The organism is Methylosinus sp. KRF6 (assembly GCF_018887255.1).
Lineage (GTDB): Bacteria > Pseudomonadota > Alphaproteobacteria > Rhizobiales > Beijerinckiaceae > Methylosinus > Methylosinus sporium.
On record NZ_JAHLJF010000001.1, the window covers coordinates 797665 to 819414 of the forward strand.

Annotated in this window: 21 protein-coding genes; 8 read left to right on the forward strand and 13 right to left on the reverse strand. The window is 66.1% G+C overall.

Annotated elements, in window-relative coordinates; genetic code table 11:
• Positions 1–73 precede the first annotated feature (73 nt).
• A complete protein-coding gene (locus KP010_RS03845) occupies positions 74–556 on the forward strand; it encodes a GNAT family N-acetyltransferase (RefSeq protein ID WP_142863501.1) in 483 nt (160 codons plus the stop codon).
• On the opposite strand, the gene KP010_RS03850 is transcribed toward KP010_RS03845, so the two are convergent.
• Genes KP010_RS03850 through KP010_RS03880 form a run of 7 tightly spaced genes read right to left on the reverse strand, consistent with a single transcriptional unit; the run spans position 551 to position 6870 of the window.
• Positions 551–1810, reverse strand: a complete 1260-nt coding sequence (locus tag KP010_RS03850) for a BatD family protein (protein WP_216280436.1) — start codon at positions 1808–1810, stop codon at positions 551–553. The genes KP010_RS03845 and KP010_RS03850 overlap by 6 nt on opposite strands.
• Entirely contained in the window at positions 1810–2664 is an 855-nt protein-coding gene (locus tag KP010_RS03855) for a tetratricopeptide repeat protein (RefSeq protein WP_253203531.1), read from the reverse strand. The genes KP010_RS03850 and KP010_RS03855 overlap by 1 nt, the downstream gene beginning before the upstream one ends.
• Positions 2661–3572, reverse strand: a complete 912-nt coding sequence (locus KP010_RS03860) for a VWA domain-containing protein (RefSeq protein ID WP_166141527.1) — start codon at positions 3570–3572, stop codon at positions 2661–2663. The genes KP010_RS03855 and KP010_RS03860 overlap by 4 nt, the downstream gene beginning before the upstream one ends.
• A complete protein-coding gene (locus tag KP010_RS03865) occupies positions 3569–4534 on the reverse strand; it encodes a VWA domain-containing protein (protein ID WP_166141528.1) in 966 nt (321 codons plus the stop codon). The genes KP010_RS03860 and KP010_RS03865 overlap by 4 nt, the downstream gene beginning before the upstream one ends.
• Positions 4531–4980 (reverse strand): DUF4381 domain-containing protein, encoded by a 450-nt coding sequence (locus KP010_RS03870; RefSeq protein ID WP_166141529.1) that lies wholly within the window; start codon positions 4978–4980, stop codon positions 4531–4533. Before KP010_RS03870 ends, KP010_RS03865 begins: the two co-directional genes overlap by 4 nt.
• The gene (locus KP010_RS03875) at positions 4964–5881 is read right to left on the reverse strand and encodes a DUF58 domain-containing protein (protein ID WP_216280437.1); all 918 of its coding nucleotides are present in this window, start codon (positions 5879–5881) and stop codon (positions 4964–4966) included. The genes KP010_RS03870 and KP010_RS03875 overlap by 17 nt, the downstream gene beginning before the upstream one ends.
• Positions 5878–6870, reverse strand: a complete 993-nt coding sequence (locus KP010_RS03880; RefSeq protein WP_216281454.1) for a MoxR family ATPase — start codon at positions 6868–6870, stop codon at positions 5878–5880. Before KP010_RS03880 ends, KP010_RS03875 begins: the two co-directional genes overlap by 4 nt.
• A 376-nt stretch (positions 6871–7246) precedes the next feature.
• Here KP010_RS03880 and KP010_RS03885 point away from each other — a divergent pair, with 376 nt between their 5' ends.
• From KP010_RS03885 to KP010_RS03895, 3 genes are read left to right on the forward strand one after another with little or no spacing between them, the layout of a single operon-like run.
• Entirely contained in the window at positions 7247–10660 is a 3414-nt protein-coding gene (locus KP010_RS03885; RefSeq protein WP_216280438.1) for a response regulator, read from the forward strand.
• Positions 10657–11487 carry a protein-glutamate O-methyltransferase CheR gene (locus tag KP010_RS03890; protein ID WP_142863509.1) on the forward strand — a complete coding sequence of 277 codons (831 nt, stop codon included), beginning with the start codon at positions 10657–10659 and terminating at the stop codon, positions 11485–11487. The genes KP010_RS03885 and KP010_RS03890 overlap by 4 nt, the downstream gene beginning before the upstream one ends.
• Positions 11484–13070 carry a response regulator gene (locus tag KP010_RS03895; RefSeq protein WP_142863510.1) on the forward strand — a complete coding sequence of 529 codons (1587 nt, stop codon included), beginning with the start codon at positions 11484–11486 and terminating at the stop codon, positions 13068–13070. The genes KP010_RS03890 and KP010_RS03895 overlap by 4 nt, the downstream gene beginning before the upstream one ends.
• Positions 13071–13076: 6 nt before the next feature.
• Here the strand turns inward: KP010_RS03895 and KP010_RS03900 are convergent, their stop codons facing one another.
• Entirely contained in the window at positions 13077–14057 is a 981-nt protein-coding gene (locus KP010_RS03900; RefSeq protein WP_142863511.1) for an LLM class flavin-dependent oxidoreductase, read from the reverse strand.
• Between the two features lie 185 nt (positions 14058–14242).
• On the opposite strand from KP010_RS03900, the gene KP010_RS03905 reads away from it, so the two are divergent.
• The 4 genes from KP010_RS03905 to KP010_RS03920 all read left to right on the forward strand — a co-directional run bounded on the left by KP010_RS03905 (position 14243) and on the right by KP010_RS03920 (position 18389).
• Positions 14243–16600, forward strand: a complete 2358-nt coding sequence (locus KP010_RS03905) for an Orn/Lys/Arg decarboxylase N-terminal domain-containing protein (RefSeq protein ID WP_216280439.1) — start codon at positions 14243–14245, stop codon at positions 16598–16600.
• Positions 16597–17166 carry a GNAT family N-acetyltransferase gene (locus tag KP010_RS03910; RefSeq protein ID WP_142863477.1) on the forward strand — a complete coding sequence of 190 codons (570 nt, stop codon included), beginning with the start codon at positions 16597–16599 and terminating at the stop codon, positions 17164–17166. The genes KP010_RS03905 and KP010_RS03910 overlap by 4 nt, the downstream gene beginning before the upstream one ends.
• A 38-nt stretch (positions 17167–17204) precedes the next feature.
• The gene (locus KP010_RS03915; protein ID WP_142863476.1) at positions 17205–17957 is read left to right on the forward strand and encodes a phosphodiester glycosidase family protein; all 753 of its coding nucleotides are present in this window, start codon (positions 17205–17207) and stop codon (positions 17955–17957) included.
• A gap of 117 nt (positions 17958–18074) precedes the next feature.
• Complete coding sequence (locus KP010_RS03920) at positions 18075–18389, forward strand: hypothetical protein (RefSeq protein ID WP_142863475.1); 315 nt, start codon at positions 18075–18077, stop codon at positions 18387–18389.
• A gap of 41 nt (positions 18390–18430) precedes the next feature.
• Here the strand turns inward: KP010_RS03920 and KP010_RS03925 are convergent, their stop codons facing one another.
• The 5 genes from KP010_RS03925 to aroC form a co-directional block, all read right to left on the reverse strand.
• Positions 18431–18742: a hypothetical protein gene (locus KP010_RS03925; RefSeq protein WP_026597843.1), complete on the reverse strand. Its 312-nt coding sequence runs from the start codon at positions 18740–18742 to the stop codon at positions 18431–18433.
• 108 nt (positions 18743–18850) lie between these two features.
• A complete protein-coding gene (locus KP010_RS03930; protein WP_142863479.1) occupies positions 18851–19813 on the reverse strand; it encodes a histone deacetylase family protein in 963 nt (320 codons plus the stop codon).
• Positions 19814–19854: 41 nt separating this feature from the next.
• On the reverse strand, positions 19855–20277 hold the full coding sequence (locus tag KP010_RS03935; RefSeq protein ID WP_142863474.1) for a type II toxin-antitoxin system MqsA family antitoxin: 423 nt from the start codon (positions 20275–20277) through the stop codon (positions 19855–19857).
• 57 nt (positions 20278–20334) lie between these two features.
• On the reverse strand, positions 20335–20580 hold the full coding sequence (locus KP010_RS03940; RefSeq protein ID WP_246659899.1) for a type II toxin-antitoxin system MqsR family toxin: 246 nt from the start codon (positions 20578–20580) through the stop codon (positions 20335–20337).
• 39 nt (positions 20581–20619) lie between these two features.
• Positions 20620–21708 (reverse strand): chorismate synthase, encoded by a 1089-nt coding sequence (gene aroC, locus KP010_RS03945; protein ID WP_216280440.1) that lies wholly within the window; start codon positions 21706–21708, stop codon positions 20620–20622.
• Positions 21709–21750: the final 42 nt, after the last annotated feature.

Consider the following 21750-nt stretch of genomic DNA (forward strand, 5'->3'; position numbering starts at 1 on the left):
TTCGGCCCGCCGGCGCCGTCCGCGCGCAAGTCGACCGCTTCAGAAGATCCACGAGAACGCCTATAGATGCTCGATGCTCATCCGTCCTGCCTCCGCAGAAGATCGCGCAGAGATCTGGTCGATCGTCGAGCCGGTGATCCGGGCCGGCGAAACCTATACGCTCGACCGAGAAATGAGCGAGGATGACGCGCTCGCCTACTGGCTCGGCGCGGACAAAGAAACCTTTGTGGCCGAGGAGAACGGCGCGATCCTCGGAACCTATTACATGCGCCCCAACCAAGCGGGCGCTGGGCGCCACGTCTGCAATTGCGGATTTATGACGCGCGGCTCGGCAGCCGGCCGAGGCGTCGCGCGCAGAATGTGCGAACACTCTCTGGAGCACGCGCGAAGCCGAGGCTATAGGGCCATGCAATTCAACTTCGTCGTCAGCGCGAACGAACGCGCCGTGCGCCTGTGGCGATCGCTGGGCTTTCAGATCGTCGGTCGGCTGCCGCTCGCTTTTCACCATCCTACCCGCGGTTACGTCGACGCGTTCGTGATGTATCAGCAGCTATAGCCGAGGCGCAGCCTTCGAAACCTCGAAGCCGCCGCCCTTTCCCGCCCAGGCGCCCGCGATCGCCCGCGCGAGCGGGGCGAGCGGCGGCGGTTCGGGAGGCTCGCGCCCGTAGAGCGCGCAATCGAGCGCCGCGAGCGCCGGACCTATGTCCGCGCGCGCGGCGATCTTGCGCCAGCGTTCGGGATCGGCCTGCGCCAAGCGGGCGGCCGCATGGCGGAAGGCGGCGGCGTCTTTCGCGCGGGCGGCGCGGCGCAAGGCTCCGAGCTCCCTGGGACGGCGTGCGAGAAGTCGCGCCGGGAGAGAGCCGAGCAGCAGGACGAGAGCCACCGCGCCGACGAAGCTCGCCAGAGCGGCGATGAGCGGCTGCGGCGCGGTGAGGCCGGGGCTCTCGCGCAGCCGCGCGGCGACCCGCTCGCGCCCCGCCTCGGCGAAGGCGACGCGCCGCTCCGGCGCCAGCGCCTCGCGCATCCGCCGCGTCGCAACGTCGAACCAGGCGATGCGGATCGCCGGCGCGAAAGCCGGGACCGCCGACACCGGGCGCACGCTCCAGCGATAGACGGCATGGGCGATCGGCCCTTTGTCGGTCACGATGGTCCGCCGCTCCACCGGCGCGGCGAAAGTGATGATGCCCGGCGCGCGGAAATTGGGCAGCGCCGGCAACCGGTCGGCGGTGACGCCCTCGGCCTCCACAGTCAGCGTGCGCCGCGCCGTCTCGCCGAAGGGGATTTTATCGGGCGCCGGCTCCCAGGCGTCGGTCATGCGCAGGCTCTTCGCCGGCAAAAAGCTCTCGCCCGGCGGAACGAGAGCGTCGCGCGCGCGCACCTCGATTTGGAGAGGCGCGGAGACATATTCGGCCTCGACCTTGCCGCTCTCCTCTATGCGATAGGCGATGCGGCGCTTGAAGGGCGGGATGGTCAGCCGCCCGGCGCGCAGCGGATAGATCATCAGCACGCGCTCGACCACCGGCGTCCAGAAACCGTCGATCATCTCCTCGCTGGAGGCGTCGACGCCGAATTGCTGCCAATCGAAATCGACGAGCGAGGGCTGGATGATATGATCCAGCAGCACATGGCCGCGTATGGCCGAGCGGATCACCAGCCGCAGCGGCTCGCCGACATAGGGCGTCTCGGCAGAGATTTCGGCTTGCGTCTCGACGCGCAGCTCGATGCGGCCGAAGGGCGGCTCCTCCTGCGCGGCGGCGCGCGAGAAGGGGAGAAGCAGCAGGCAAAAAAGCAGGACGAGACGCGTCGCCATCAATCGTCCTCCTCCAGCGGGCCGCCGCCGGCGCGCAGCCGCCGCGCCTTTTCGGCGGCGATGCGCAGCTTCAGAAAGCGGCCGGGATCGTCGTCGAGATTTTGCAGCCAGTCGGCGCTCGGCCGCACCGAGCGCGCCTCCAGCCGGCGGCGCACGCGGCGGTCGCGCTCGTGCAGCAGAGCGGCGACGTCGATCCTCTGCCCGCCGGTGCGGCCGGCGCCCTCCGAGGCTCCGACAGCGCCCATCGCGCCGGCGCCGCTCTCCGCCGACTCCTCCTGGCCCTTGCCGAGCTTCGAGGCTTTGGCGCCGCCGCGATCGCCCGGCCGCGAACTCGTCTCGCGCTCGCCCGCGGCGCCCTCCCCGCCTCCACCCTTGTCGTCGTCGAGACTGCCGAGCGCGCGCTGCCGGCCCATGGCCGGCGAATTGGCCCTGGCGTCGCCGCCGCCGCTCTCGCGCTCGATCAGGCCGAGCAGCAGCGATTTGTTGTAGGAGGCGTCGTCATCGTCGGGATCGGCGCGCAGCGCGCGATCATAGGCGGCGACGGCCTCCTTGTAATGTCCAGAGAGCGCCAGCGCATTGCCGAGATCATAGGCGCTGTCGGCATCGCGCGCGAAAGCGGCGGCCGCCTCCTCGAAGCGCCCGGCGGAATAGAACGCCGCGCCTTTCCAGGCCGGATCGGCGAAGACATTCGCCGCGGCGGAGGCGAGCCCCGAGGCGAGAAGCGCGCGGCCGCCGAGCTGTCGACCGAAGCTGCAGCCAGCGACGAGAAGCGATAAAATAAGGAAAAACAGGGCGAGCCCGAAGGCTCGCGGTCCGAGGCGCGGCGCCTCACTCCTGCGACGATGCGCGCTCAATCGCCCCTCCCGCGCAGAGCGAGCAGCAGCGGCGCCGCCGCGAGCAGAAGGACGAAGCGCCCATAGTCCCGCCACGCGAGCGCGCGCAATTCGCCGCTGCCGATATGGGCGACGCCGCGCGCCTCTATCGCGCGCGCGATCTCCTGCGGATGCGCCGCGTCATCGGCGCGCCCGCCTCCGGCCGCAGCGAGCGATGTCATCGCGGCGCGGCGCGAGGAATCGCGCGCATCGGCGCCGGAGCGGGCGGAAACAAAGAGGCTGTGCACTCTGTGTCCTTCGCGCGCGAGCGCGGCCGCGAGACGTTCGGCGCGCGCATCTAACCCCTCGCCGTCGCAGATCAGCGCGACATCGGCCGTCAAAATCTGCGTCTCGCGCAGCAGATGGCGGGCGAAGGCGAGCGCGCGGTCGGGCTCTGCTCCGCCGTCTGGAACGGTCCGATCGTCTATTGCGAAGAGCAGGGATTGGAGCGATTTCGCATCGTCGGTGAGCGGGCTCGCGAGATAGGCGTCGCCGGCATAGAGCACGAGGCCGAGCCGGCGCGCGCCGGAACGCTCGATGAGATATTGCGCCGCCGCCACGCCCTGCGGCAAGCGCTCGGCGCGCGACACGTCGAGCAGGATCAAAGTGGCGTCGAGATTGCGAAATTGTTCGGCGCCCGGAGTTTTCATCGCGGGCCCGCAGAGCGCGAGCGCGATGAGCGCGACGCCGACAAAAAGCGGGCCGTCGCGCCGCGTCGCGCCGGCGATTTTGTGACGACGCGAAATGACGGCGAGGAGCGCCGGATCGATGACGCGGCGCCAATCGCCGAGCGCATCGCGACGTCGCGTCGCGACGAGAAGCAGAGCCAGCGCCGGCAGAGCGAGCAGCCAGAGCGGGCGCAGCAGAGCGTAATCGCCGAAATCGATCATCGCCGCTCCCTCGTCGCGAGCGCGAGCGCCGTCGCCGCGAGGAAAGCGAGCGCGCCCGGATAGATCCACAGCTCGCGGTAGATGATCGTCGGCGGCGCCGGCGCGGGACCGGCGAGCAGCGCCTCTATGGCGCGCGTCGCGGCGTCGAGCTCCGCGCCTGTGCGCGCACGAAAGGCGGCGCCGCCGCCGATCTCGGCGATATGTTGCAGAGCGACGAAATCGACCGCGTCCGTATCGCCCGGATCGGCGGCTGTGTCGTTCACGCCGAGGCCGATGGTGAAAATGTCTACGCCCATCGAGCGCGCCAGTTCGGCAACGGCGACGGGCTCGCTGGAGCCGGCGTTATTGGCGCCGTCCGATAGGAGAATCACGATGCGCGACGGCGCCGTCGAATCGGAAAGACGCTTCAGCGCGAGACCGAGCCCTTCGCCGATCGCTGTGGAGCGGCCGACGAGGCCGATCTCCATTTCCTCGAGCGCGGCGCTCACCGCGCGAAGATCGAAGCTCAGCGGCGCCGCAGCGAAAGCGGTCTCGGCGAAAACGACGAGGCCGATGCGATCGCCGGCGCGACGGCGTATCAGCTCCGCGCCGAAATGTTTCAGCACGGCGAGTCGGCTCGCGGCGGCGCCGTTCAATTCGAAATCGGTTTTCGTCATGCTGCCGGAGAGATCGAGCGCGAGCATGATGTCGCGACCAGCGGCCGGCAGAGCGGCGACGGCGCCCGCGATCCGTGGTCCCGACAGCGCGAGCACGAGTCCGATCCAGGCGAGCGCTCGGATGATCGCGCGCCGAGAGAGACGCGATCGGCTCGTCGAAGCGCCGGCGCCGAGCCGCTCGCGCATCGTCGCCGGCAATGGCAATCCGCCGCCCGGCGCCGCGTCGCCGCCGAGCAGAAGGCGCAGCAGCCAGGGCGCCGGCAAGAGAATGAGAGCGAGAGGCGTCGCCAGCTCGAGCCCGCTCATCGATCGAGCCTCGACAAGAGTTTTTGCAAGGCGCGATCCAGCGTCTCGCTCGGATCGTCGGCGCGCGGACGATAGAGCGCATCGCCGAAGGCGCGGCCCTCCCCTTCGCTGAACAGGGTCGTCGCGAAGAACCTATCGAGCCGCGCGAGCCAAGCGTCGCCATGGAGACGCGCGGCGCCGCCATCGAGCGCGCCGACGAGATCGCGCAGCATTTTCGCTTGCGCCGCGAGTCGCTCCGGGGCCGGCAGCGCGCGCGTATCGGCGAGAGAAGCGAGCGCCGCGCGACGCAGAGGCCGGCGATGCGCGCGCCAGAATCGCAAGGCGAGCGCCAGCATGGCGCCGGCGAGGGAGCCGACGAGCGCCATGAGCAGAATCTCCGCCGCTCCATCCGGCGGCGGCGCGCGCAGGGGCCGCAATTGCTGGAGCAGATCAGACGGATCGGCCATCGAAACGCTCCATATCGAAACGCTCGAGAAGACGGGCGACCGCCTCGGCCTCGAGGCCGGCGTCGACCTCGAGCGCGCGTGCGCCGAGCCGGCGCAGACGCGCCGGCCGCTGGTCGGGCGCCGGCGCCGCGCCCTGCGCAATGCGCAGCGTTCCCTCTTCCTCGCCCGTGCGAAACGGATAGAGGCCGGGCGCCGGCGCCAGCTCGAAACGATCGGCGATCAGCAGCACGGAGAGATCGCGCCGCCGTGCGAGGCGCGCGGCTATGGCGTCGAAAGCCTCGCCCGGAAAATCCAGCGCGCTGGCGAGACTGACGGCCGATGATCCGCCGACGCTCTCCATTTGCTCGAGCGCCGCGGCCAGCGACGGCCCGACCGCTTCGCCATTGTCCGAGAGCGCCGCGCGATGCGCCTCGACGAGCGCGACGATGAGCGGCGGAAGGCCGCGCGCGCCGGCCGCCCAACCGAAACAGCGCGCGCCCTCGGCGCCGATCGCGCCGAGGCCGACACGGCCGCGCTGCTCGATCACGCGCCAGGCCGCGGCGACGGCGGCTTCCGCCGCCGCGACGGAGCGAAAGGCGCGGCGCGTGCCGAACAACATGGGCGCCCGAAAATCGACGAGAAAAAGCACGGAGCGCTCGCGCTCGTCGTGAAAGCTGCGCACATGCGGCGCGCCGGTGCGGGCGGTGACGTTGCGATCGAGGTTTCGAATATCGTCGCCGTCCGACCAGGGCCGAACATCATAGGTCTCCGCGCCGCGACCGCGCCGACGCTGCGCCAGACCGCCGAAAGGCGCCGCCGCGGCCGCGCGGCGCGCGCCGCTGCGCGCAAAGAGCAGCCGCAGACGCATCAAGGCTTCGACGTCGAGATCGACGCCGACGACGCGCTCCTCCGCCGCGCTCATGCAGGCGAAACCATTTCGAGATAGGCGCGAATGACGTCGCGCGGCGTCTCGCCCTCGGCCAGCGCGCGCCAGCCGAGAATGGTGCGGTGCGAGAGAACGTCGACGGCGAGCGCGCTCACATCCTGCGGCGCGACATAATCGCGCCCATCCAGAAAGGCGCGCGCCTTGGCGGCGGCGGCGAGCGCCAGAGTGCCGCGCGGCGAGGACGGATGCGCGATCTTCGCCGCGAGCTCCGGCGCGACGCCCGCATCGCGCGGCGCGGCGACGAGGCGCACGATATAATCCTTCACCGCCGGGGAGAGATGAACCGATCGCGCCGCATGGCGCGCGGCGGCGATCTCCTCCGCCTCCAACGCCGCAGGCGGCGCGACGGCCTCGCCCTGATCCTCGCGCTCGACGAGATCGAGAATGCGGCGCTCCGTCGCGACATCGGGCAGAGCGAGCTCGACATGAAGCATGAAGCGATCGAGCTGCGCCTCCGGCAGCGGAAACGTGCCCTCGTGCTCTATCGGATTTTGCGTCGCGACGGTCATGAAAGGATCGGGCAGCATATGGGTCGCGCCGGCGATGGTCGCCTGACGCTCGGCCATGGCCTCGAGCAGCGCCGATTGCACTTTGGGCGGCGCGCGATTGATCTCGTCGACGAGCAGCAGCGAATGAAAGATCGGCCCCGCCGAAAATTCGAAGACGCTTCTGTCCTGTCGCCAGATCGACGTGCCGGTGATGTCGGCGGGCATGAGGTCAGGCGTGCATTGAATGCGCGCGAAAGTCAGATCGCAAGCGCGCGCGAGCAGCTTGACGGCGCGCGTCTTGGCCAATCCCGGCGCGCCCTCGAGCAGCACATGGCCGTCGGCGACGAGGCCGATCAGCAGGCGCTCGACCAGCGCATCCGCGCCGATGAGGCGAGATTGCAGATATGTCCTGATCTCCGCGAGCCGGGCGCAGGGCTCGCCGACCCGGCCTCGAGAGGAAAAGCGAAGCGGTTCCATCGGATTCATGCGTTTGTCCATCGGACTCTGTGACGCGGCGGCAAAAGACTTTCGCCTCTGCGGCGCGCGCTGTCGAGGGACAATCATCTAAATTAGATGGGCATTTTTCCTGCTTATTCGTAGAATTCCGTCCAGGCCTGAGCCTCTGGCGGTCCCGCCGTCCCGGCGCGCCATCGGCGCGGCGGCGAGAGCGCGGCCTATTGACGCGACGATTCCAATATTTATACCATGCGAGACGAACGGTCGGTTCAATGTCCGTTCGGACTGTTTTCGTGGCCGTAATGCTTTGTCAACGCGTCCCGCCCCCAATGGCGCGCGAAGATTCCGGACCTTTCGGACGCGCCCGAAACGGCGCCTTCTCGCGCGGAGAAACATAATGTCCCCTGGCGAGACGAGCGCCGCCTTTCTGGTGGACCATACTTCGCTCCGCGCGTCGCACGGGCTCGACGAAGCGACCTTCGCCGATGTGCGCGTCGTCGGCGCGGCGCTGTCTCCGCGCGTGCCGGAAATGATCGAGGACTTCTACGCCTGGCTGCACGGCTTCTCCGATTTCGCGCGCTTTTTCGTGGACCCGCACGTCCTGCGGCGCGTGAAGGCGCAGCAGCAGAGCTATTGGACGGATTTTCTCGCTGCGGAGGTCGACGACGCCTATGTCGAGCGTCGCCGCGTCATCGGACGGACCCACGCCCGCATCGAGCTCGGCCTGCTCATCTATCTGCTCGCCATGGAATATGTCTCGGCCTGGCTGCGCCGCGCGATCGAGACGGACGAGCGATTGCGCGAGAACCAGACCGCCGCTCTGTCGGTGCGCAAGCTGATCGCCTTCGACTCGGCGGTCGTCGTCGACACTTACGGCGCGCTGACGGCGCAGAACCTCGAGGATCACCGCGAGCGCCTGCACCATGTCGCCAGCGTGATGCGGGCGGTGACGGAAGGCGATCTCGAACGCCATATAGAGCTCGCCGGCCCCGGCGATATTCTGGGGCTTTCGCTCAATGAGCTCGTCGACAGCCTGCGCGGCGTCGCTCGGGAGATGGAGGCCATCGCCGGCGGCGATTATTCCGCGCAGCCGGCGCCGCGCAGCGAGAAGGATCAGCTCGGGAAATCGCTGCAGGCGATGACTCGGGCGCTGCGCGAGGCCGCGGAGCGCAACGAGCGCCAGATGTGGCTCGCCGAGAACGAGACCGCGCTCGGCCAGGCGATGAGCGGCAATCCGACGATGCGCGAGCTGGCGCATCGCGTGCTCTCGCTGCTGTGCCGGGCGCTGAATGCGCAGGTCGGCGCGCAATATGTGGTCGAGGACGGCGGCGCGACGCTGCGGCTCGCCGGAACCTACGCCGCCGCCTCTGGAATGCGCGAGCGATGGCGGCTCGGCGAGGGGCTGGTGGGCCAGGTCGCGCTGGAGAAACGGCGCCTGATGGTGAACGACATTCCCGAGGACGGCTTCGCCATCCATTGGGGCCTCGGCGAAACGCCGCCTCGCCATCTCGTGATCTTTCCGCTGCTGCACGAGGGCGAGACGCGCGGCGTCATCGAGCTCGGCGCGATCACGCCCTTTTGCGAGAAGCGCCTCGGGTTTCTCGATTGCGTCACGACCAGCGTCGGACAGGCGATCGGCTCCGCCGAGGCGCGGGCGCGCATAGGGCAATTGCTGGAGGAATCGCGCGCGCAAGGCGAAGAGCTCACGGCGCAGCAGGAGGAGCTGCGCCAAGTCAACGACACGCTGGAGGAGCATACGCGGGCGCTCGAACTGCAGAAGGAAAATCTGCTGGCGACCGAAGCGGCGCTACGGCAAAAGGCCGAGGAGCTCGAGCGCACGAGCCGCTACAAATCGGAATTTCTCGCCAATATGTCGCATGAGCTGCGCACGCCGCTCAACAGCTCGCTCATTCTGGCCAAGCTGCTCGTCGACAATCGCGACGGCAATCTCGCGCCCGAGCAGATCAAATATGCGCAGAGCATCTATTCGGCCGGCAATGATCTTCTCGTGCTCATCAACGACATTCTCGATCTCTCCAAGATCGAGGCCGGCAAGATCGAGCTCGATATAGAGCCGACGGCGATCGCGCCGCTGCTCGCCGATCTCGAACGCCGTTTCGAGCCGCTGGCGGCGGAGCGACGGCTGCAATTCTCCGTCGTGATAGAGCCCGGCGCGCCCGAGACATTCGACACCGATCGCCAACGCCTGCAGCAGATTCTCTCCAATCTGCTCGCCAACGCCGTGAAGTTCACCGAGCGCGGCGGCGTGCGCCTCACCGTGCGGCGAGAGGATTCGCAGCGCCTCGCCTTCATCGTGGAAGACACCGGCATCGGCATAGCCGAGGATCAGCAAGAGGCGATCTTCCAGGTCTTTCGCCAGGCCAATGGCGCGATCAACCGCCAATTCGGCGGCGCCGGCCTCGGCCTCTCCATCTCGCGCGAATTCACCGAGCTGCTGGGCGGCTGGCTCGCTGTGCGCAGCGCGCCGGGACGCGGCAGCACATTCACTCTGCTGCTGCCGCTGCACGCCGATGGCGGGCCGATCCGGCCCGTCGCGCGGCGCGAAGAGGCGCCGCCGCCCGCCGCGGAACGCGCGCCGGCGCCGATCGCCGACGACCGCGACGCCATCGCCGATTCGCGCCGCATCGCGCTGATCGTCGAGGACGATCCCGCCTTTGCGGAAATCCTCCGCGATCTCGCGCGCGAGCTCGGCTTCAAATGCATCGTCGCGAGCGCGGCCTGCGATGCGCTGCTGCTGGCTCGGCAATTCCGGCCGGAGGCGGTGGTGCTCGACATCGGGCTTCCAGATCAATCCGGCCTCGCCGTGCTCGAGCTTTTGAAGCGCGACTCGGCGATCCGCCATACGCCCATCCATGTGGTTTCGGTGCATGATTATCAGAAGGTTGCGCTGGAGATGGGCGCTGTCGGCTACATATTGAAGCCGGCCAAGCGCGAACAGCTCGTCTCGGCTTTTCGCCTGTTGGAAGACCGGATGCAGCGCGAGAAGAGATCGATCTTGATCGTCGAGGACGAAGGCGTTCAGCGCGCCGCGCTGATCGATCTTCTGTCCTCTGCCGATGTGGAGCTCGTCGCCGTCGCGACGGCGGAGGAGGCTCTACGCGAGGTCGCGGCGCGCGCCTTCGACTGCGTCGTTCTGGATCTGATGCTGCCGGGCGTCAGCGGCTTCGAATTTCTGGAGCGCATGAGCCGCGACGAGACGCTCTCGGCGCCGCCGGTGATCGTCTATACGGCGCGCTCGCTCAGCATCGACGAGGAGCAGAAACTGCGGCGACTGTCGAAATCCGTCATCGTCAAAGGCGCGCGCTCGCCGGAACGGCTCATCGAAGAGACGACGCTGTTCCTGCATCAGGCGGAATCCGAGCTGTCTCCCGCACAGCAGCATATGCTCGAGATCGCGCGCCGCCGCGACAGCGTGCTCGACGGCCGCCGCCTTCTGCTGGTCGAGGACGACGTCCGCAATATATTCTCGCTGACGGCCGTGCTCGAGCGCGAAGGCGTGGCGGTGCAGATCGCCCGCAACGGCAGAGAAGCGCTGGAGCGCATCGATCGCGATCCGGCCATCGACCTCGTGCTGATGGATCTGATGATGCCGGAGATGGACGGGCTGGCGGCGATGCGCGCGATCCGCGAACGCGAGGACAAGGCCGCGCTGCCGATCATCGCTCTGACCGCCAAGGCCATGCCCGACGACAGAGCGCAATGTCTCTCGGCCGGCGCCAATGATTATATCTCGAAGCCGATCGATATCGAAAAGCTCTTGTCGCTGATCCGCGTCTGGATACCGAAATGATCGCACTCGATTCCGACGAGAAAGCCGAGATCGAGCTCGACCTCCTGCTGGAGGCCATCTACCGGCTCTATCAGCATGATTTTCGCGGCTATGCGCGCTCCTCGCTGCGCCGGAGCGTGGCGCGGGCGCAGATCGCGCTGCGCTGCGCCACCATCACCGATCTTCTGGACCGCATCGTCCACGATCCCGGCGCTTTCGCGGAGGCGCTCCGCTATCTGACGATTCAGGTGAGCGATCTCTTTCGCGATCCCGGCCACTATCGGCATATGCGCGAGACCGTCGCGCCGCATCTCGCGACCTATCCGTCGCTGCGCATTTGGGTGGCGGGTTGCGGAACCGGCGAGGAGGCCTATTCCATCGCCATTCTCCTGCATGAGGAGGGGCTGCTCGAGCGCGCGCTGATCTATGCGACCGACATAGACAAAGAGAGCATGGCGATCGCGCAGGCCGGCGCCTATGAGCTCTTCCGCATGAGCGGCTTCGCCGAAAATTATCGCCGGTCCGGCGGACGCGCGTCGCTCTCCGATTATTTCATCGCCCGCGGCGCCTGCGCGAGCGTCGCCCCCTTCCTAGAGCAGCGCATTTTGTTTTGCGACCACAGCCTCGCGACCGACGCCGCCTTTGCGGAAATGCACCTCATCTCCTGCAGAAACGTGCTCATCTATTTCGATAGGACGTTGCAGGATCGCGCGATCGGATTGTTTCGCGAATCGCTCTGCCCGCGCGGCTTCATCGGCCTCGGGTCGAACGAGTCGCTCGCCTTTTCACGTCATGCGGCTTTTTTCGAACACCTTTCGACCGACGAGCAAATCTATCGGGTGAAATGATGAGAGCGATCGAAAACTCCTCGAACCCGTCCGGCCGCAGGCGCCCAGCGGCCGCCGATTTCGACGCCGGCGGCGCAGGCAAGCTTCCAGTCGTGCTCATCGTCGATGATTTCCCCGAGAATCTGATCGCTATGGCGGCGATGCTGCGCTGCGACGAATTCGAGATCGTCACCGCGCAATCGGGCCGCGCCGCGCTCGACATTCTGCTCGACAGAAGCGTCGCGCTCGCCATCATCGACGTGCATATGCCGGAGATGGACGGATTCGAGCTGGCGACTCTGATGCGCGGCGTCGAGAAGACGCGCTATGTGCCGATCGTCTTCGTGACGGCGCATTCGCCCGACGTCTCGCGCATGTTCAAAGGCTATGAGGTCGGCGCCGTCGATTATCTGTTCAAGCCGATCGACGAGCAGGTGTTGCGCAGCAAGGTCGACGTCTTCGTCACGCTGGAACGCCAGCGTCAGCAGCTGTTGCAAATCGAGCGGATGCGCGAAATGTTCGTCGGCATTCTGGGGCATGATCTGCGCAATCCGCTGCAGAGCATTCTGACCTCCGCCGAGCGTTCGCTGACCAAGGCCGAAGACGACGACCACCGCAAGGCGCTGCACATCATTCGCCAGAGCGGCGGCCGCATGGCGCGGATGATCGAGCAGATTCTCGACCTCACGCGCATCAGAATGGGCGGCGGCCTCGCCATACGCCCCGCTCCGGCCGATTTTCGGCGCATCGTCGAGCAGATCGCCGATGAATTCGCCGGACGCGAGAGCCGGCTTCGCCTGGATTTCGACGGCGACATGCAGGGAGCCTGGGACATAGACCGCATTCTTCAGCTCCTGTCCAATCTCGTCGGCAACGCCGTCGAGCACAGCCCTGCGGGCGCGGCGGTGTCGCTGCGAATCGACGGCGTCTCGGCCGGCTGGCTGGCGATCGACGTCTGCAATGAAGGACGCGGCGTGCCGAGCGCGCTTCGCGACGCGCTGTTCGAGCCATTCGCCAGCGGCGACCGCCTGCGCGGGCTCGGGCTCGGACTGTATATCTGCCGGCAGATCGTGCTGGCGCATGGCGGAGCGATCGAATTCGAATCGGACGATGCGCAAGGCACGCGCTTTCACATTCTGTTGCCGCGCCACTGCACGAGCGAGCACCGCCCCCCCATCGACATCCACGACGACGCCCGCGCAGTGGCGCGCCCGCCGCAGCGCCGCAATGGAATCATCCTCATCGTCGATGATGATCCCGATGTGCGCGATTCGCTCGAGCTGCTGCTGACGACAGAGGGCCATGACGTTCTGGCCGCGGCCGACGGCGATGCGGCGACGCGGATCATCGTCGATGGACGCGCGCGGCCGGACATGGTGATCATCGATTATCATCTGCCCGACGGCGTTCACGGCCCCCATGTGGTGCGCCGTCTGCGCGAATTGCTCAATCACGATCTGCCCGCGCTGGTGCTGAGCGGCGGGCCTGCGGACGCCGACCGCATCCCGCTGCAGAACAGTGCGCATCTCGGCAAGCCCGCGGACGTCGAGCGGCTGATCGAGACCATACAGAAATTTCTCGCGCAGGCCGCCGAGCGATCATGAGCGCCGTCAAACGCCGGCGGCGACGAGCCGCGGGCGAATCTTCGCGGCGAAATCGTCGAGACTCGCCAGCGCGCGCGGCTCATTCGCGGTCGCCGGCTTCAGCAGCAGCGAGCGAACGCCGAGGCGCCGATGAATGTCGACGATCTTCTCGGCGATCTCCTCATATCCGCCGATCAGCGAACGCTCGACGATCTCCGCCGGATCGAATGAGGCCGGAGCATTCTGCGCGAGAAAGATGCCGCGCATACGATCCGCGAAGCGGACGATGAAAGGCAAAGCCTCGTCGAGCGCGCGCTCGCGCGTCTCCGCGGCGTAATAGAAGCGCGCCAGAGCGAGACGCGGATCGGCGCCCGGCCCCGTCGCGCGATAGGCGGCGACCGCCTGCTCGATCTTGGCGATCGGCGCGGGCGAGGCCGCCATAATGCCAAAGCCTTTGCGCGCCGCATATTCGATCGCCGCCGGCGTCGATGTGGCGATCCAGGTCGGAATCGGCTTTTGCAGCGGCTTGGGGCAGAGCGCGAGATCGTCGACCTGAAAATGCGCGCCGGAGAAATTGACGCGATCCTCATAGAGCAGACGCTCGATCAGCTCGAGCGCTTCCAGCGTTATGTCGCGCGTCTCGTCCTTGGCGGCGTGAAAATGCTTGTTCTGCGCCGGAAAGGGCCCGCCCCTGGCGACGCCGAAATCGAAACGACCATTGGAGAGAACGTCGATGGTCGCGACATCCTCCGCCACATGGATCGGATTGCGGAAGGCGAGCAGCACCGCCGCCGAGCCGAGCCGCACGCGCGAGGTGACGCCTGCGAGATAAGAGAGCAGCGTCAAGATCGATGGGCTGACGGCGTCATCGTCGAAATGATGCTCGGCGACCCACGCGTCCTCGAAGCCAACCTCCTCCGCGCGGCGCACGAGACGCGTCTGCGCGTCGAAGCAGGCCTTATAGTCGCGGACAGGGTTCTCATAGGTGCAGAACACGCCGATGCGCATGGCGATCGGGACCTCCTCGCCACGCTATATAGGGTAGCTACATAGCTTAGGCCGCGGTCTCGCCTTCGGCAAGCGGCCGATTGCGCAAATTTCGAGCGAGGAAGCGCTGTCACGATTGTGTCATCTAACAAGGCTGTGTGTGCGCGACGCCTCCTCTCCTCCGCCAGCGCCACAGGCCGATTCGAATGGACTTCTCCCGTCGCTTCACATTCCTCTTCTCCGCTCCCAATTTCGAGGCCGATGACCTCGAGGGGCTGCGCGTCAATCAGATCATTGCCGCGATCGAGAGCATGGGCTTTCAGGTCGTGCGCGCGCGACGGGTGGAAGACGCCGAGATCGTCGTGCAGACCGACGCCGCCATCGGCTGTCTCGTCGTCGATTGGGGCAAGAAAGGCCTCGAGGGCAAGACCGCCTCGCTCATCGATCTCATGCGCAAGCGCGGCCTCGACATGCCGATCGTGCTGCTCATTCGCCGCAAGCGCTTCGAGGATATTCCCGTCGAGGTGCTGGACTTCATCGACGGCTATGTCTTCCTCGCCGAGGAGACGCCGGAATTCATCGCCAAAAATCTCGTCTCGCGCCTCAAGCAATACGCCGAGACGCTGAAGACGCCCTTCTTCGGCGCGCTGGTCGATTACGCAGAGGAAGGCAATCAGCTCTGGACCTGCCCGGGCCATAATGGCGGCATTTTCTACAGCCGCAGCCCGATCGGCCGCATCTTCATGGAGCATTTGGGCGAGGCCGTGTTCCGCGACGATCTCGACAATTCCGTCGTCGAGCTCGGCGATCTCTTGACGCATGAAGGGCCGGCGCTCGCCGCGCAAAAAGCGGCGGCGGAAATCTTCGGCGCCGAGAAGACTTACTTTGTGCTCAACGGCACATCCTCCTCCAATAAGGTCGTGCTCACCAATCTCGTCGCCGAGGGCGATCTCGTGCTGTTCGATCGCAATAATCACAAGGCCGCGCATCATGGCGCCTTGCTGCTCGGCGGCGGCGTGCCGATCTTTCTGCCGACGACGCGCAACGCCCACGGCCTCATCGGGCCGATCGATCATGAAGCCTTCGACGAGGAGAAATTGCGCGAGCGCATTCGCGCCAATCCGCTGGTGAAGGACAAGGACGCCTGGCGTAAGGAGAGGCCGTTTCGCGCCGCGGTCATCGAGCAATGCACTTATGACGGCACGATCCATAACGCCGAATGGATCGTCGGCAAGATCGGCCATTTGTGCGATTATATTCTCTTCGACGAAGCCTGGGCCGGCTTCATGAAATTTCATCCGCTCTATGAGCGGCGCTACGCCATGGGGCTGAAGAACCTCACCGAGGCCTCGCCCGGCATCGTCGCGACGCAATCGACGCATAAGCAGCTCGCCAGCTTCTCGCAGGCTTCGCAAATCCATGTGCGCGATCGCCATATAAAGGGCCAGCGGCGGCGCGTGGAACATCGCCGCTTCAACGAAGGCTTCATGCAGCACGCCTCCACCTCGCCCTTCTATCCGCTGTTCGCCTCATTGGATGTCGGCGCGCAGATGATGAAGGGCCGCTCCGGCGAGCTTTTGTGGGACGACACCATTCGGCTCGGCATAGAGCTGCGCAAGAAGCTGCGCGCCGTGCGGCGCGAATTCGAGGCCAAGGAGCAGGACCCGGCGCGGCGCTGGTTCTTCGATCCTTTCGCGCCCGATTGGGTCTCCATTCCCGACGCCGCGCGCGAATCCGGCGCGCATCGCGTTCCCTGGGAGAGCGTCTCCACCGATCAGCTCGCGCGCAATCCCGATCTCTGGGCGCTGGCGCCGGACGCGCGCTGGCATGGATTCGCCAATATGGCGCCGGGCTTCGCGATCACCGATCCGGCCAAGCTCACTCTGCTGACGCCGGGCTTCGATCGCGAGACCGGCGCCTATGCCGATCATGGAATACCGGCGCCGATCGTCGCGCAATATTTGCGCGAGAACCGCATCGTGCCGGAGAAGAACGATCTCAATTCTCTGCTCTTCCTGCTGACGCCGGGCGTCGAATCCAGCAAGGCGGGAACTCTGGTCTCCTCGCTCGTCGCCTTCAAGCGCCTGCATGACGACAATGCGCTGCTGCAGGACGTCATTCCCGAATTCGTCGCACGCCGCGCCGCGCGCTACAGGGGCGTGCGGCTGCGCGATCTCTGCGCCGATATGCATCGCTTCTTCAAGGAGGCGAACGCCAGCGCTCTGCAGCAGGCGCAATTCCGGCAGGAGCATCTCCCCGAAATGGCGATGACGCCGCGTGAGGCATATCTGCGCCTCGTGCGCAATGATGTGGATTTCCTGCCGATCGACGAGATCGAAGGCCGCATAGCGACGACGCTCTTCGTCATCTATCCGCCGGGCATTGCGACGATCGTTCCGGGCGAGCGGCTGGGCGCGCAGGCGCGGCCCATGCTCGACTATTTGCGCATGTTCGAACGCAGCGCCAATCTCTTCCCCGGCTTCGATTATGAGATACAAGGCCTCTACAAGCAGTGGAACGGCGAGGCGAAAATGCGGCTCTACACTTATGTGGTGCAGGAATGAGCATGATCGAAGCGAGCGCCGAACGCGCGACGATCCTCGTCCGCGCCTCGCGCGACGAGGATGTCGACGCCATGCTGGCGATCTATCTGCAGCATGTGCGCAAAGGGCTCGATCCATCCGAGGCGCCGCTCTACGAGCCGCCGCAGAAGGAGGATTTGAAGCGCCGACGCAAGAATATGGGCAATCATCGCCTGCCGCATCTCGTCGCCGAGCATGAGCGCGCCGTGCTCGGCTACGCCTATGTCGTGCCGTTTCGCAAGCGTCCGGCCTATCGCTACGTCGTCAAGCATTCGATCTATGTCGATCCGCGCCATCTGCATCGCGGCGTCGGCCGGCTGCTGCTGCAAGCGCTGGTGGATTCCTGCGCGGCGGCGGGATTTCGGCAAATGATCGGCTATGTCGACGCCTCCAATGAGGCGTCGCTGAAGCTGCATGAGGCGATCGGCTTTCGGCAAGCCGGATATCTTTCCGGCGTCGGATTTAAATTCGGCCGTTGGACAGATTCGGTGATCTTGCAGCGCTCGCTCGGCCCCGGCGCGGCGACGCCTCCCGATGCGCGCAGCTGACGCTGCGGACGGCGCGGCGGTCATGCTATGATCGGCGCATGATTCCGCTTCGCCGCCTCCTGCCCTTTGCCCTCTTGCTCTTCTTCGCCTCGCCCGCGGCCGCGGCGACGCGCAATCCTTGCCAGGATGTGGAGGATGCGGGCGCGAGCTACACCATCTGCGTCTTCGACACGCGCGGCGATTCCATTCGCCTCTTCCTCGCCGATGCGAAAGACGAGGTCTATGGCTCCTTCTCCGCGCTCGACGCCGCGCTCGTGCAAAAGGGCGAAAAGCTCCTCTTCGCGATGAACGCAGGAATGTATGACGAGCGGCGCCTGCCGATCGGACTCTATGTCGAAGGCGGCCATATGGAGAAGAGCGCCAACACCCATTCGGGCGCCGGCAATTTCCACATGAAGCCCAATGGGATTTTCTGGGTGGAGGGCGCGCGCGCCGGCGTCACCGAGACGACGCGTTTTCTCAAAGAGCGGCAGCATCCCGCCTATGCGACGCAATCGGGCCCGATGCTCGTCCTCGGCGGACGCATCAATCCGCGCATCCACGACACTGGCACGTCGATGAAGATTCGCAATGGAGTCGGCGTGCGCGACGGCCATATCGTCGCCTTCGCCATCTCCAACCAGCCGGTGACCTTTCACGCTTTCGCGAGCCTGTTTCGCGAGCGGCTGAAATGTCCCGATGCGCTCTTCCTCGACGGCTCGATCTCGGCGCTCTATGCGCCGACGCTGTCTCGGCACGATCGTTTCCGCCCGATGGGGCCGATCGTGGGGGTCGTCGAGCGGGCGCGGTGAGGGAGCTGCTCTCATGAAAAGGACTCGACGGCATCGTCGAATTAGTTTCTAGTCATTAAAGGAACTGTATTCGAAGGTAATAACGATGCATTTCAAATCGTCATCTCCGCCTTGATCATGCTGTCGGCCGCGACGCCATCCTTCGCCTTCGACACGACGGAGCTCCTCGGCAAATGGATCCATAAGGGAGCCAAATCAGACATGATCGTCGAGTTCACCCCGACGTCGATGTCCTTCTATCCGGTCGGACCGGACCGCAAGCCGCTCGCTCCGCCTCAGCCCACGTCGGTGACCTATCGTCTCCTCGGCGACACGATCGGAATCGATCTCGGGCCGGGCCCGGGATTCATCGTCCTGCCGCATGACCACGATACGATCACTCTGGACATTCCGGGCCTCTTCGCACATCGCTTGATCCGCTTGCGCCCGTGACCGCAGCAGTCGGGCCAATCGAATAAGACGACGCCAACGGCTTACGCCGCCTCGTTCACCGTGAAGGCGCCGACGAAATCGGGGTCCGCGAGAATCTCTCCCGTCTCCCACAGCAGATAATCGCCGGGGCCGGCGATGCGGAAGCGGCCGAGGTCCGGCGGCAGGCGGACCTTGCGGCCGGCGTCCTTGCCTTCGAGCTCGATATCGACGCCAGTTCCGTCGATCGCGGCGATCGTGCCGAACATCTGGCGCAGCACCTTGCCATGCGGCGTCACGCGGGTGAGGCCGATGAGCGCGCGCTTGCCGATCATTTGCGCGCGGGCCTGGATCCATTCGCTCCTGCCGAATTCCATTGTTCTCTCCCATCACCAATTGTTGCACGACGTCTCTGATGCAGAGATGCCATGATCGAGATCGTCATTGATGTGCGCCCACGCACGCGCCGGGCGAGGACGGAATTCTCACGCCCCCATCAGCGCGCCGACATGAGCGGCGACGCAGGCGGCGAGATCGTCCGGCCGATAGCCGCCCTCGAGCATTGAGACGACGCGCCCGTCACAGCGGCGCGCGGCGATCTCTGCAAGGCGCAGCGTAAGCTCGGCGAAGTCCTGTCTTTGCAGGCGCAAGCCGCCGAGAGGATCGTGCAAATGCCCGTCGAAACCGGCGCAAATGAGGAGGATGTCCGGCGCAAAATCGTCGAGGCGCGGGAGAATCGCCTGCGTCCAAGCCTGCGCGAATTCCGCGCCAGCGGAGCCTTTGGCGAGCGGGACGTTGACGATGTTGTCATGCGCGCCGCGCTCGCTCGCGGCGCCGGTGAAGGGATAATGCGGCGATTGATGCGAGGAGCAATAGAGGACCTTTCGGTCCGACCAGAAGATATCCTGCAATCCATTGCCATGATGCACGTCGAAATCGACGATGGCGACGCGCTCGGCGCCATGGGCGGCGATCGCGTGACGCGCCGCGATTGCGGCATTGTTGAAGAAGCAGAAGCCTATGGCGCTCTCGCGCGTCGCATGATGGCCGGGCGGGCGCATGGCGACGAAAGCGTTGCGGGCGACCTTGCGCATCACCGCGTCGACGGCAAAGGTCGCGCCGCCGGCGGCGCGCAGCGCGGCCTTGAGCGAGCCCGCGCTCATGACGATATCGGGACCGAGCGTCGCGAGCCCGCTTTGCGGCGCGGCTTTCTCGAGACGCTCGAGCAGAGAGGGCGCGTGAACGGAGAGGATCGCCTCGCGCGAGGCGGCCGGGGCCTCGGCGCGGCGCAGCGCGGCGAAGGCGTCGCCCTCGAGAGCGGCGGCGATGACGCGCAGCCGCTCGGGCTGGTCGGGACGACCTGCGCCGACCTCATGCGCGAGGCTGGATGCATGGGTGACGAAGAGGGTCGGTGAATCCGAGGCGACGGCGCGCCCGATCGCGACCATGGGCGCGCCGAAGCAGAGCGCTCGACGTGTGAGCGAAGCTGTCACGCCGCGCTCGCTTCCCCGCCTGTCTCCTCGATCACTTTCAGCAAATCCGGCTGGCGATCCAGCAAAAGAAGCAGATTGCTCATCGCCCGGCTGACGAGAATGTCGCCGGCCTCGTACCTTTGAAAAGCATTGGCGCCGCCGCCGATGATCTCGCTGGCGCGCTTTTGCGTGAGCCCGAGCTTCTTGCGGATGCGGCGGATTTCGTCGGCTTGCAGCAATCCTTCGGCGCGCGCCTTCAAGCGGCACAAGGCGCGATCGGAGACCTTCATATCCTCGCCGGAATGCAGCGCGTCCTCATCATCCTCGCCATACCAGCCGGGCATATCGATGCGGACGGAGAACTCTTTGTAGCGCAGCTCCAAAGGCCGGACGTCTCGCTTCAGAGTCCGGCCCGTCAATGGCGATACACGCTCATCCATCGTCTTTCTCCTTGAACGACAACAGAATGAATTCGGTCACGACATCGTCGGTAAATTTTACATGCCCGCGGATGACGGGGTGCGATAAACGTCCTGCCATTGACGATGATCGGCGAAGGACGTCATCGACTTGTAAAAATGCCGCCGCTCCATGCTCCGAATAGTCGCAGCGATCTCGATGCGTCCGAAGCCGAGGCGCGCCGCAGAGGTCAGCGCCGCGCGGGTGATCGTCAGCCGATCCGGGTCGCCACAAATTTGCTTGAAGCGCGCGAGGTCATGCGACGGCTTCCGCTTTTCGGACATAGAAAACTACCATAATGGTGTTTCTAGCGCAATCGGCCCCTACCCGCCCACCTGCCCCCTGTGCCGCAGGAAATGGTCGGCCAGCACAATCGCCATCATCGCCTCGCCCACCGGCACGGCGCGTATGCCGACGCAAGGGTCGTGGCGGCCCTTGGTGACGATCTCGGTCTCCTGGCCGTTGCGGTCGATCGTGTGGCGCGGCGTCAGGATCGAGGAGGTGGGCTTGACCGCGAAACGCGCGACGATGGGCTGGCCGGTCGATATGCCGCCGAGAACGCCGCCGGCTTGATTGGACAGAAACACGGGCTCGCCGTCCGGCCCGGCGCGCATCTCATCGGCATTGGCCTCGCCGGAAAGCTCGGCCGCGGCGAAGCCCGCGCCGATCTCGACGCCCTTCACGGCGTTGATCGACATGAAGGCGCTAGCGAGATCGGAGTCGAGCTTGCCATAGATGGGCGCGCCCCAACCGGCGGGAACGCCCTCCGCCACCACCTCGATCACCGCGCCGATGGACGAGCCGGATTTGCGCACGCCGTCGAGATAATCGGCCCAGAACTTCGCCGTCTCCGCATCGGGGCAAAACAGCTGGTTCTTCTCCACCTCCGCCCAATCGAAGCGGACACGGTCGATTTTATGCGGGCCGATCTGCACCAGAGCGCCGCGTATGGTGACGCCGGCGAGCACTTTGCGCGCCACGGCGCCGGCGGCGACGCGGGCGGCCGTCTCGCGCGCCGAGGAGCGGCCGCCGCCGCGATAGTCGCGAACGCCATATTTCGCGTCATAGGCGTAATCGGCGTGGCCGGGGCGGTATTTCTCGGCGATATCGCCATAATCCTTGGAGCGCTGGTCGGTGTTCTCGATCAGAAGCGCGATCGGCGTCCCGGTCGTCACTTGGCGGCCGGCGGAATCGGCGAAGACGCCGGAGAGAATCTTCACCGCATCGGCCTCCTGCCGCTGCGTGGTGAAGCGCGACTGGCCGGGCTTGCGCTTGTCGAGAAAGGACTGAATCTCGGCCTCGGTCAGTTCCAGCCCCGGCGGGCAGCCGTCGACGACGACGCCGAGCGCCGGCCCATGGCTCTCGCCGAAAGTGGTGATGCGGAAGAGATGGCCGAAACTGTTGTGGGACATTGGGACAGCCGAGGATCGGGGTATGGCGGCGCAAGCGGCGCT